Here is an 11,698-nt window from a genome sequence, read left to right as displayed (position 1 = left end):
GTCCTCAAGTGGGCCGCAAAACGCGGACACCACCAACATCATCCACAACCAACCCAGTCACCGATATGCACGATTCTGTCTCACTAACTGAACGGTATTGGGCTTGAGGGTGTGTCCCCACGTGATGTGGTTGCTGCCACAGTAGGAAGAGAATTAGCGGCGCGGAATTACCAATCGCCTACCAATTCATGCTCGGTGCTTATCAATTCGCCGGGTCGACGGCCGCGATTCCGTCGATCTCGATTCGCTTGTCGCCGCGGAATCGAGCCACCTCGACAGTCGTCCGCGGCGGCAGGGGAATGCCGTCCAGCCGAGCCAGATATGCGGTGTTGTATTCGTCGAATTCCGAGAGGTCGGCCAGGTACACCGTGGCCTTCAGGAGGGTGTGCAGGCCACCGCCCGCAGCCTGGAGGGCGGCCTCCAGATTGTCGAGTGCGACCCGGACCTGGTCGCCGATCGCGGCCGGGGTCCGTCCGTCCGCGGTGGTGGGTATCTGCCCGCAGGCCCAGATGGTGCCGGCGAACACCGCCGCCCTCGCATACGGTCGCTCGGTGCCGGCGGGATGAGAGACGAGTTCACGCTGATCGGTCACGAGTGTGCCTCCGGGACGAGGAATCGCCTGCCGAGTTCGTAGGCGCGCGACCACGTCGCGGCATCGACGAACACGCCGTAGGAGACGGCGTGGCGGTAACGCGTCTCGCGTTCGGCGGCGGTGTGGACGGGACGGGACAGGGGTGCGGCGGGCGGCGCGGTCTGGAGGAGCGTTCCCGCGCCGTACGGTACGTCGGTGGTGAGCGCCGCGACGGGAACGTCGCGGTACATGTCGCCCGCCCCCGTCACGACGGTCGCATCGGCCGGATGCCCACCGTCGTCGAGCGTGACCAGGCACAGCGACGCACCGGACCGGGAGATGGCGTGCAGGGCGTACCAGGCGGCGGCGTCGTGATCGACGATCCGGGGCAGGAGAACCGGACGGGACTGCGACAGGGCCAGATCGACGGCCGGAGGACCTGTGAGCAGAGCGCTCCGCGGCGACCGCGCGACGATGTCGACGTCCGGGCTCCTCGTCAGCGTGACTCCGGTGGGCCTGGCCGGCGATTCGAGTTCGGCGATCGTCGTCAGAAGCGTGTCGATGCCCGTTGCGGGCGTGGAGTTGCATGGCCGTTACGACGTCGGCCGCGCCACCGGCCACGCCCGCGCTGACGCCCGCGGCGTACAGGGCGCGGAACGCCGTCTCGCGAACCTCGCGTACCGCCAGCCTGATTCGGTTTCCCGGCGGGAGAGCGGTGTCGTCTTCGAGTGTGTGGGTGAGCATGTCGGTCATCGGCGTTCCTGGGATTCGGGCAGTCCGGGGAAGACGTCGTCGAAGATCCGCAACCAGTTCTCGCCAAGGATCTTCGCGATGGTTCCGTCGTCGAGGCCGACCTTCTGCAGGCACTCGGTGAGAACCGGGAAGTCCGACGGGCCCGAGAACCAGTTCGGCCACATCGGCCATTCCGGTTCGACGGGGTTCTGGCTGGGCGGTCGCCAGCGACCGTTGCGCAGCCACGCGACGTAGTCCTCCGACCAGTTGCGGGTGCAGTCACTGCCGATCGCGACGTGGTCGGGACCGATCTGGTCGACGAGTCGTGCGACCATGACCGCGAAATCCGCGCTGGACGTGGCTTCCCCTCCCAGGACGTTCGGGTAGAGGCAGCAGCCGATCACACCGCCGCGCGCAGCGAGCGCGTCGATGACTTCGTCCGGCTTGTTGCGGGGGCTGTCGACGAACCAGGTCGGGTTCGAATGCGTGATCGCGACGGGTGTGCGCGATGCGTCGATCGCGTCCAGGCAGGTGCGGTTCCCGACGTGGGAGAGGTCGACGAGCATGCCGACGCGGTTCATCTCGGCGATCATGATGCGCCCGAACGCGGTGAGTCCCGAGTCGTGCTCGTCGTAGCAGGCGCCGCCCGCCAGGTTCTGAATGTTGTAGGTGAGTTGGGCGACGCGCACTCCCAGTCGGTGGAAGATCTCCACCATGCGATAGTCGTCCCCGAACGGCGACGAATTCTGGAATCCGAGCAGGACAGCGATCCGGTTGTCCCGCTTCGCGTTGCGAATGTCCTCGGAGGTTTCCGCGAGGGTGACGATGTCGTCGTTGTCGGCGGCGAGCTGATACCACTGTGCGACGGCGCCGAGCGTGTCGGCCGGACCGTCCCACACCGCGCACGTGGCGTTCACCCCGGTGACACCACCGGCGCGCAGCTCCTCGAGGACTTTCCGGTCCCAGTTGTTGATTTGAAGTCCGTCTACCACCAGCAGGTCGGAGTGTGTGAGCGTGTGCACCAGGCGTCCTTTCGCGGCTTGCGGGTGAAGATCCAGTCGTCGTCCACCCCGGCGGCGACGTCCTCGACCCGTGGGGCTCCCGAGTAGAGGGTCACCCGGAGCCAGTCGGTCGATTGCGGCATGTAGTTGTCCATCCCGTACATCGCCAGCTGGAAGCGCTGCAGATTCAGGGGCAGGAAGTTCCGGGCGAGCAGGTTGTCGTGGGCCTCGGCGTACGGGACGTCGGTGAGCGTCTGGACGCGGGCGACGATCCCGCGGTGCCGCGGATATTCGACGAGAAACGCGGCGACAGCGTCCTCGTCGCGGGCGGACGCCAGATCGCGCTCCAGGGCGGCCACGGATCGCGCGACGTCGATCGGATGCTCGACGTGCTCGCCCGGATCGGCACCGCGGCGTCCCCGGCGCGGCTCCTCGTTGTTCTCGGACGAGAACCAGAAATGGGTCTGCTCGTCGGGATCGTCGAAGTCGAAACGCTGCACCCACGCGTAACGGTCCCGGAGGACGGCGCGGAGCTGGGCGCAGGTCTGCGCAGGTTGGATGGCCTGCCGCTGATCGCAGCACAGCAATTCCTCGACCTCGGTGTCGAGTTCCGGATGCACCTCGACGATCACGGAGTCCATCACTCCGCGGGCCTCCGCGCCGATCGACGCGGCGCGGTCGTGCAGGGCCTGCCAGGCACGGTCTGTCTGCCTGCCGTCGATGGTCCCGGAGTCGATGTACTCGGACAGCACGCCCCGGAGCACGTCGAGTTGGGAGGAGAGTTCGCCGCAGGTGACGAAGGGTGCCGTCGGCATCTCTGCGCGCTCGGCGAAGTAGAGCGTGGCGCGGTCGAGCAGGTCGCGGGCGAGGTGGACGCGCGGGTCACCGGGTGCGGTCGTCTGCGCCAGCGCGTGTGCGAGGGGCAGTTCGCGGGTGGCGCACCAGGCGTCGAGCACCTGCGGATGATTGACGACGTAGGGCACCATGCCGAGACCGGTCGCGTTGCCGAGTCCGAGGTAGCGTCGCCAGTCTCCGGACAGCCGCACCGCCCGCGGGTTCCGGGCCCGGGCACAGTGTTCGACCAGGTCGTAGCTGAACTCGCGCAGCAACCAGGCGGTCAGCATGTGTGCCCGGTAGGGCAGTCGCAGGGGATGGTCGGCACCGAGTCGATCGAAATCTGCGAGCCCGAATTTTCCGTTGCTGTAGAACGCCGTGCTCCGCAGGATGTAGGCGGCGTCGCCCATCGCCGCGATGTCCGGTTGACCGCCCGCGGACAGCCGGTCGGCGATATAATCGAAGAACCGTGCGCTGCGGTTCGCGCGGGTCCAGATGAGGGTGCCGTCGTCCGCCCGGCCTTCTTCCTGCCGGGGCACCTGCACTCGCAGTGCGCTCGACCGACTCTCGGTGAGCGGTCCTTCGATCAGGGCGGCGGTGACGTCCCAGGCCTTGGCGATGACGCGGTCGGTGCGATCGCTTTCGGCGAGGGTCGTCGAGAACACGACGAATCTCACCTCCCGGCCGCTGATCACGACGCGGTACACGACCTCTCCGCGGCCGTCGGCGTCGACGTCCCATCGCTCGCGGTCGACCCGCCAGTTCTCGGCGGCCGCGGTTCTGAGGAAGGACCGGGCGAAGCTGTGCCGGGTGTAGCGGGCGGCTCCCATGTCGGCCGGGTCCAGAACCTGTTCGGGCGACCGGGCGGATGTCTGTGTCCGCCGCAGCAGTTCGGTCGGTCTCATGCCTCGCTCCTCGGTGTTCCGGTGCGGGAGTACGCGATTTTGCTCCACGTGAAGAACTCGGCGCTCGTCGCCGCATTCTGCTCGCGGGGAGCCGGGAACGACGAATCCTTGAGTCCGCCGAAGGGAGCGTGCAGTTCGGACCCGGTGTTGGGTGCGTTGACCTTGATCAGACCGGCGTCGAGGTCCCGGATGCAGCGGCGGGCGGCCCGCTCGTCGCACGTGAAGACCGCGGCGGTGAGACCGAACGACGTTGCGTTCGCGAGGTCGATTGCCTCGTCGAGGTCGCGAGCACGCAGGACGGTGGCAACCGGTCCGAACACCTCTTCCCGGCTGATGGTCAGCGCGGTGGTACCGGCGAGCAGCGTCGGGGCCACGAACGCCGCACCCGAAGTGGGAGGTGGTGCAGACCCGAGCAGTTCCGCGCCCTCGGACAGCGCCTGGTCGATTGCGGCCGTCACTTCCTTTGCCGCGCGGGCGGAGACGAGCGGGCCGATCTGCGACTCGGGTGCCAGTCCGTCTCCGACGACCAGTTCCTCGACCAGTGCGACGAGTTCGGGCACGAGGTCGGCGTAGGCTTCGCCGACGGCGATGATCCTCCGTGTCGCCGTGCATTTCTGGCCGCTGCTTCCCATGGCCCCGGCGATCAGGACCGCCGCCGCTTCCCGCGGATCGACGTCGGGAAGCACGATCGCCGCGTTGTGCCCGCCGAGTTCCATCTGAACCTTCGCGCCGCGCGGACCGAGCCGGTGAACGTGACTCCCGAGATCTCCTTCCGCGCCACCAGTTCGGCGCCGATCGTCCCCGGGCCCAGGACCATGTTGACGACGCCGGCCGGAACACCGGCTGCGGCAAGGACTTCGGCGAAGGCAGCGGCCACCGCCACCGTATCGCTGGCCGGTTTCCAGACCACCGTGTTGCCCCACAACAGTGCCGGCGCCAGCTTCCACGCCGGAATCTGCAGCGGGAAATTCCACGGGGTGATCGCGGCGACCACACCGAGCGGTCGGCGGACCGTGCGGATCACCTCGTCGGGATGCGACGAGGGGAAGGTGGCACCGTCGGCGTTCCGCGCCTGCGCCGCGTGGTAGTGCAGGGTCTCCACGGTGGCTCCGACCTCGGCCCGCGATTCGGGCAGCGTCTTGCCCTGCTCGCGGGTCATGAGTTCCGCGACCGCGTCGGCACGCTCGGCGAGGACCTCGGCCGCCCGGCGGAGGACGAGTCCGCGCGCGATGATTCCGCGGTCGTCCCACTCGCGGCGTGCCGACACCGCGGCAGCCACTGCCGCGTCGAGGAGGCGACTGTCGGCCGGATGGTATTCCGCGACAATCGTCTCGTCGGACGGATTCGTCGTCGCTGCGACCGGACCGTCGCCGTCCACCCACTCACCGCCGATCAGGTGGCGGAGACGGTTGTCCGTGTCTGGTGCGGTGAGGTGGTGCTCCACTGCTGACTCCTCGAAGGCCTGGTAATTCGGTGCCCTCAACGCTAGGCCCGGCGACCACGGTGCAGAAGTACCTATTGTCAACCGACTGATAAGTTGCAAGTATCAATCGGGTGGAACTGCGGCAGCTTCGATACTTCGTCACGGTGGCCGAGGAGATGAACTTCAGGCGCGCCGCGGAACGCCTGCACATCGCGCAGCCGGCGCTCAGCCAGCAGATCAGCAAGTTCGAGAAAGAACTGCGCACCACCCTGTTCGAGCGGACGACACGGCGCGTCGAGCTCACCGACGCGGGACGGGTACTCCTGGACGAGGGTAGGCGTGTCCTCGCCGAAGCTGATCACGCGCTCGCCGCGGTGGAACAGGTCGCGCACGGAGAGGTGGGGCTGCTCCGCATCGGTTTCGTCAGTTCCGCGGCACTGCGGATCGTCCCCGCGACCATGCTCGCCCTGCAGCAGGAGTGGCCCGGAGTTCAGGTGGAACTGTCCGAGTCGACGACCGACCGCCAGCTGTCGGCGATCGCGGACGGCATCCTCGACATCGGGCTGGTCCGCGAAGTCGACCGGGCGGACGGCATCGTGGTCCGGCCGCTGACCCGCGAGCCGCTGCTGGTGGCGATGCACTCGTCGCATCCGTTCGCCGCGCGGGAGTCGGTGCGGCTCGTGGAATTGCGCGACGAACGGTTCCTCACGTTTCCGCGCGGCCAGGTGTCGCGACTGTACGACCACATCGCCGCGCTGTGTCATCACGCCGGCTTCCGGCTGGAGGCCGCACAGGAGGCCGTCCAGTTTCCCACTCTCCTGGGGCTGGTGGCGGCGAACACCGGAGTCACCATCGTGCCGGCGAGTCTCCGTGCCCTGCACCTCCCGGACCTGAGGTACGTCGCACTCTCCGACGCCCAGGCGGTGTCGACGGTGTCGGTCGCGTATCGCGCCGACAGGCAACAGATCCCGGCGATCCGGCACTTCCTCGACGTGGCGACCGCGCTCGACCTGTCGGAGGGTTCGGGGTAATCGGGGGTCCGAGGTAGGTGCCGGCTACTCGACGTCGAAGTCGTTCGACGTCCCGGTGAACGGGGTGATCGTTCCCGCCGCGTCCCGGCTGTCGCCGTAGTGCTGCACCCGGTATTGCCCGGCGGGCGTTTCGTCCGGAATGTCCCACGTGATGCGCGCGACCGACCGGTGAGGCTCGGTGCGAGTCCAGTGGTACCTGGTCGACCAGTCGCCGTCGTCGGCGTGCCGTATCCAGCGGTCGCCGCTCAGGCGCTGAATCTCGAGAAACGTTCCCCCACGGCGTGGGTTGTTGTGCGGGTGTCCGGTGACGAACTCGACGGTGACCTGTTGGCCCGGAGTAGTTTTCGACGCCGGCTGGGTAAGGATATCGCCGAAGGCGTGGCCGGCGGGTGGCTCGTCGTGTTCGACACGAGGACCGAAATACGGCTGGAACTGCGACAGGTCGCGAGGTGCCGGGCCGCGCGGGACGTCGCCGCCGGTGCGCAACGCGTCGGCGAGCGTCGCGAATCCCTGCTGGTACGCGGGCAGCGTGTACCGGCCGAAGAGGGTCGACCCACCCTCGTACTGCTGGGCGTCGTACTCCTGCGGGGTGGTGCAGTAACTCGCATACGAATTGGCGTAACCCTGGAAGATCACGTTCTCCAGTGGCACGCCGAGTCGGTCGGCGACGGTGCGGCGGATCCGCAACCCGGCCACGATCGTGAACTCCGCGGGACCGCCCACGACATACAACCCGCCGATGCGCAGGATCTGGATCTTCAGCACGTGCGGAACCCAGCCGTCCGGTGGCAGCAGGCCCACGGCCACCAGCACGAGTTTCGGGGCCTGCGCGTCCTGCAGCCACTGGGGGATCGGGGCATCCATCCCGCCGAGTGCGTCGACGAGCGGGTTGGTGGTGCCCTCGGGGAAGATCGGGATGGCCGGACCGTCCTCGGTGCTGCCGGCGCTCATGGCGGCACCGATGCAGGCGGGTGACGTCCGATATGTTCGGCCGTCGGGCGTGAACTCGCCGCCGACTTCCTGATTCGCCATGTCGAGGTACATGATTCGGCTGTCCACGCCGCCGGTGAGATTCTCGGAGGCCGATGCCCACGCGGTGCGTGCGGCCTCGACCTGCCGCTGCCCGATGATGCGGGTGTTCTCGAATTCGTCGTCGGTGGGTCCGCGGCCGGGCCGGAGGTCGAGGTTGGGGGACATGTCGCCGGTGTTCGTCTGCGGGAACGCGGCGACGAACTGCGGTGTGCCGTCGAGGTAGCGGACGCCCGCGTGGTCGTGCTCCCAGAAGTAGGCGGCCGCGCCCTTGTTGTCACCCGAGATGAGGTGGTTCGTGTCGGTGAGCGACGCGCCGTGGGTCGGGAACCAGTTGATTGCGCCGACGTCCCTGCCGCCCTGCGTGATTCGCAGCACGCGCATCGACGTGTCGATGCCGAACGGGTAGTAGTCCCTGTCCTCGGCGGGGTTGCGGTCGAACGCGATTCGCGAGCGGTTGACGCTGGCGTCGGTGAGTTCGCTGCGGCCGTACGACAGCGAACCGGGCGCGAGGGAATCGTGTGCGGCGGTGATCGCCTCGACGATGCCGCCGACCTCGGCGTCGAACACCTGAGGGTTGTGGCCGAGCACGGCGAGGTTGTACGCGTAGTCGTGGGACGCGCCGCCGCACGCCGCGTGGGAGTGGACGGCCGTGAGCATCACGTTGCGTTCGGTGTAGAGGTCGCCGTAGACCTGCGCGAGCCGGGTGAGCACGGCGTCGTGGACGGACTGGAAGATCATGCAGACGTCGGCGCACACGTACACCACGCGCTGCGCCCCGCCGGATTCGGCAAACACGAACGCCCGGGCGCGAGTTCGCTGATGCAGGCCCTCTGCGCGTTGCTCGAAGCTGGAGTAGCCCATCATCCCGATCTCGGCGACCGGCCCGGTGGCGTCGGAAATGCCGACGCCGACCAGGAATTCGCCGGTGTCGTCGGTGCCGGGATCCGCGGCGGCCCGGCCGGAACCGAGCGTCGCGACCGCCGGAGTCAGGGCTGCGCCCACGAGCACGCTGCGTCGTTTGATCTGCACTACCGATGGTCCTTTCGGCGGCAGCCCCCCCGGGGCACCACGAATTGGTCAAGCGTCCAGAATCGGTATTGGACCGCAGTTCGGTGCTCGGCGCAACCCCACCCCCAGGTGAGTGGCAAAGCGTTCCCGGGTACACTTTGCCACTCACCTGCGGGTCAGACGGGCTGCGCGTCCCCGAACGTCATCCTCAACTCGGGAATTGACGACGTGACGAGCGCCCGCTTCGGCAGTCCCAGCGACCGCAGTTCGTCGGCGATCGGATGGCTCCCCAGTTTCAGTTCCGCGCCTCCCGGCCGGGAGCGGATGCCGGTCGGGCTCATGTCCCAGGTGGTGAATCGGGTCAGTCCGTCGAGGTGTGAATAGGCGGCGAGCGACGTACTCGCGCCCGAACCCGGCACCGGAATGCCCTGTTTGACACTCAACTGGGCGATCAGCCGACCGCCCTGACTCACCGACCCGCGTTTGACGGACCCGGAATGGTCGACGTCGAAATGGGCGAGGACCTTCGGGAAGCCCCAGATGCCGCGGCCGGCGGCCAGGGTGAAGTCGCCGTCGACCGGCAGGTGGTGGATCAGCGCGCCTGCCCGGCCCTGGGCCAGCGCCTTCAGGTCCTGCGGGACCGACGTCCCGGCGGCCCGGTGGTCGCGGACGAGGAATGACACCCCGAATTCGTTGTACGGCCCGAGGTCGCCATCCACGTAGTCGACGAACACCAGCACGCACACACCGCGCCCCGGCCGGAACTGCAGGATCTCGAGTCCGGTGTAGTCGATCAGCGACTGGGCGGCCGCGGTCGGCACCGAATACATCGCCGTGAACGCCGACGCCGCCCGAATTTCCACGGGCATGGCGACCTGCTTGCCCAGAACCTCGTGCGACGTCACGGCGCGACCACCCCGCGCAGGCCGTCGGCACCGAACATGGGCTCGAACATCGACCCGAAATCTGGGCCGCGCCGCAGCATCTGTCCGCCGTCGACGTTGATGATCTGGCCCGTGATCCAGGTGGAGTCGGGGCCGAGGAGGAACTTGGCGAGCGCGGCGATGTCGGTGACCTCGCCGACCCGTGAGATCGGTGTGTTGGCAAGGTAGTCGTCCAGGACGGGTCCGCCGTCGGTGATGAGTGCGACGAGGTCGGTGCGGGTCAGTCCGGGGCGGATGCAGTTGACGCGGACGTTGCTGGCCCCGAGTTCGTCGGCGGCGAGTCGCGTCAGGTTGTCGACGCCCGCCTTCGACGGGCCGTAGGCGCCGAACCAGCGATGGGTGTTGCTGCTCGCGATCGAGGAGATGGTGACGATGGAACCGCCGCCCCCGGCGACCAGCGCGCGGGCGGCGTGCTTGATCGTCAGCATCGTGCCGGTGACGTTGAGGTCGACGGTTCGGCGCCAGGCGTCGACGTCGAGTTGGGTCACGGGCCCCACCGTCTCGTTGCCGCCTGCGCAGGTGACGACGCCGTCGAGTTGCCCGGTGCGTTCGCTCGCCTTCGCGACCGCGCGGACGACGTCGTCCTCGTTGGTGACGTCGGCGGTCACCGTGCCGACCGTCCCCGCGGGGTTGTCGGCGCTGATCTGCTCCGCCGCGCGTGCCAGTTTCTCCTCGTTCCGACCGCAGATCGTGACGTGGACCCCCTCGGACGCCAGCGCGGTGGCGATGCCCAGTCCGATGCCACTGCCGCCGCCGGTAACGAGTACGGACATCTTCGCGAGCCCGCTGCTGCCCTCGTTGGTAACCACGCACACCTCCAGGTAATAGAACTCGTGTCAATTCTCGAGCCGGGGATCTGTGAAAACTGCCGCTATACCACTGCGTCATAGTAGGAACACGTTCTATTATCGGGGCACGAACGGCGGGATTCAATGCGGAGGAGCGTCTCGATGACGGACAGGCCGGAATTCGATCTCATCGACGGACGCTTCTACTCGGGCGAACTCGGTGACCCGCGGCAGGCATACGCCTGGATGCGCGCCCACGAACCGGTGTACCGGGCCGACGGCATCCTCGGCGCCGCGTCGTATGAGGCAGTCCTGGCCGCCGAACGCGATCCGGAGTTGTTCTCGAACGCGGGCGGAATCCGGCCCGGCGTGGGTCCGCTGCCCCAGATGATCGACATGGACGACCCCCAGCACCTGCAGCATCGCCGACTCGTCAACGCCGGCTTCACCCGCAAACAGGTGGAGGCGAAGATCGGCCGGATCCGCGAGATCTGCGACCACCTCATCGACGCCGCGTGCGACAAGGACGAAGTCGATTTCGTGCGCGATCTGGCGGCGCCGCTCCCCATGGCCGTCGTCGGCGACATGCTCGGCGTGCGCCCCCAGGAACGCGACCTGTTCCTGCAGTGGTCCGACGACCTGATGAACGCGCTCGGCAGCAACGCCACCCCGGAAGGACTGCAGGCGCAGGCCAACGCCTACCTGGCGTTCAACGAGTTCACCCTCCGCACCATCGAGGAACGGCGGCAGAACCCGACCGACGACCTCACCAGCATCCTCGTGCACAGCGAAATCGACGGGCACCGGCTGAGCGACGCAGACATCGTCGGCGAAACCCTGCTGATCCTCATCGGCGGCGACGAGACCACCCGGCACGTCCTGAGCGGCGGCATGGAACACCTGCTGCGCCACCCCGAACAGCAGGCACGCCTCGTGAACGACCCCGGCGGCATCCCCACGGCGGTCGAGGAGATGCTGCGCTGGTCGTCGCCGATCAAGAACATGTGCCGCACCGTCACCCGCGACGTCGACTTCTTCGGAACCGGCCTCCGCGAAGGCGAGAAGATGATGCTGCTGTTCGAATCCGCCAACTTCGACGAGGCAGTATTCGAGAACCCCGAGGTGTTCGACACCGAACGGTCCCCGAACCCGCACGTCGCGTTCGGTTTCGGCACCCACTTCTGCCTCGGCAACCAACTCGCCCGGCTCGAAGCGAAGATCATGTTCGAACAACTGCTGTCGCGGCTACCCGACATGATGCTCGTCGACGACACCCCGCTGCGGCGTCGTCCCGCCAACTTCGTGTCCGGGCTCGAGGAGATGCCGGTGAAGGTGTAGGCCCTTCGGGCCCGTGCGCCTTTTTGGTAGCTGGAGCAACCAGAAAGGCGCACGGGCGGCGAAGCCGCCTACTCCGGTGCGTCGATGTTCA

At 67.7% G+C, this 11,698-nt stretch carries 9 protein-coding genes and 1 pseudogene; 2 read left to right on the top strand and 8 right to left on the bottom strand.

Annotation, left to right across the window (positions count from 1 at the left end; genetic code table 11):
* Positions 1-202 precede the first annotated feature (202 nt).
* The 5 genes and pseudogenes from MLGJGCBP_RS09700 to MLGJGCBP_RS09680 form a co-directional block, all read right to left on the bottom strand.
* On the bottom strand, positions 203-592 hold the full coding sequence (locus MLGJGCBP_RS09700; RefSeq protein ID WP_160095121.1) for a RidA family protein: 390 nt from the start codon (positions 590-592) through the stop codon (positions 203-205).
* Positions 589-840, bottom strand: coding sequence for a hypothetical protein (locus MLGJGCBP_RS51600; protein WP_236580998.1), 252 nt, complete (start codon positions 838-840; stop codon positions 589-591). The genes MLGJGCBP_RS09700 and MLGJGCBP_RS51600 overlap by 4 nt, the downstream gene beginning before the upstream one ends.
* 480 nt (positions 841-1,320) lie before the next feature.
* A complete protein-coding gene (locus tag MLGJGCBP_RS09690; RefSeq protein WP_160095119.1) occupies positions 1,321-2,325 on the bottom strand; it encodes a membrane dipeptidase in 1,005 nt (334 codons plus the stop codon).
* Positions 2,289-4,043 carry a hypothetical protein gene (locus MLGJGCBP_RS09685; RefSeq protein WP_160095117.1) on the bottom strand — a complete coding sequence of 585 codons (1,755 nt, stop codon included), beginning with the start codon at positions 4,041-4,043 and terminating at the stop codon, positions 2,289-2,291. Before MLGJGCBP_RS09685 ends, MLGJGCBP_RS09690 begins: the two co-directional genes overlap by 37 nt.
* Positions 4,040-5,421 (bottom strand): annotated as a pseudogene (locus MLGJGCBP_RS09680) (aldehyde dehydrogenase family protein). Before MLGJGCBP_RS09680 ends, MLGJGCBP_RS09685 begins: the two are co-directional and overlap by 4 nt.
* A 176-nt stretch (positions 5,422-5,597) precedes the next feature.
* Between MLGJGCBP_RS09680 and MLGJGCBP_RS09675 the strand changes: the two are divergent.
* Positions 5,598-6,497 carry a LysR family transcriptional regulator gene (locus MLGJGCBP_RS09675; RefSeq protein ID WP_160095115.1) on the top strand — a complete coding sequence of 300 codons (900 nt, stop codon included), beginning with the start codon at positions 5,598-5,600 and terminating at the stop codon, positions 6,495-6,497.
* Between the two features lie 24 nt (positions 6,498-6,521).
* On the opposite strand, the gene MLGJGCBP_RS09670 is transcribed toward MLGJGCBP_RS09675, so the two are convergent.
* The 3 genes from MLGJGCBP_RS09670 to MLGJGCBP_RS09660 all read right to left on the bottom strand — a co-directional run bounded on the left by MLGJGCBP_RS09670 (position 6,522) and on the right by MLGJGCBP_RS09660 (position 10,254).
* Entirely contained in the window at positions 6,522-8,558 is a 2,037-nt protein-coding gene (locus MLGJGCBP_RS09670; RefSeq protein WP_160095113.1) for a neutral/alkaline ceramidase, read from the bottom strand.
* 155 nt (positions 8,559-8,713) lie between these two features.
* The gene (locus tag MLGJGCBP_RS09665; protein ID WP_160095111.1) at positions 8,714-9,442 is read right to left on the bottom strand and encodes an acetoacetate decarboxylase family protein; all 729 of its coding nucleotides are present in this window, start codon (positions 9,440-9,442) and stop codon (positions 8,714-8,716) included.
* Positions 9,439-10,254, bottom strand: coding sequence for an SDR family oxidoreductase (locus tag MLGJGCBP_RS09660; RefSeq protein ID WP_236580999.1), 816 nt, complete (start codon positions 10,252-10,254; stop codon positions 9,439-9,441). The genes MLGJGCBP_RS09665 and MLGJGCBP_RS09660 overlap by 4 nt, the downstream gene beginning before the upstream one ends.
* Positions 10,255-10,431: 177 nt before the next feature.
* Here MLGJGCBP_RS09660 and MLGJGCBP_RS09655 point away from each other — a divergent pair, with 177 nt between their 5' ends.
* Positions 10,432-11,607, top strand: a complete 1,176-nt coding sequence (locus tag MLGJGCBP_RS09655; RefSeq protein WP_160095107.1) for a cytochrome P450 — start codon at positions 10,432-10,434, stop codon at positions 11,605-11,607.
* Positions 11,608-11,698 lie beyond the last annotated feature (91 nt).

It is taken from the genome of Rhodococcus sp. T7, assembly GCF_009872365.1.
Classification (GTDB): Bacteria; Actinomycetota; Actinomycetes; order Mycobacteriales; family Mycobacteriaceae; genus Rhodococcus_F.
The sequence above is the reverse complement of the archived record's forward strand: the minus strand, read 5'-3'. Positions and strand labels throughout refer to the sequence as shown.

Coding starts and splice junctions, on each gene's coding strand:
- MLGJGCBP_RS09685 (WP_160095117.1), bottom strand. CDS start 4,043: ATGAGACCGACCGAACTGCTGCGGCGGACACAGACATCCGCCCGGTCG.
- MLGJGCBP_RS09655 (WP_160095107.1), top strand. CDS start 10,432: ATGACGGACAGGCCGGAATTCGATCTCATCGACGGACGCTTCTACTCG.
- MLGJGCBP_RS09660 (WP_236580999.1), bottom strand. CDS start 10,254: ATGTCCGTACTCGTTACCGGCGGCGGCAGTGGCATCGGACTGGGCATC.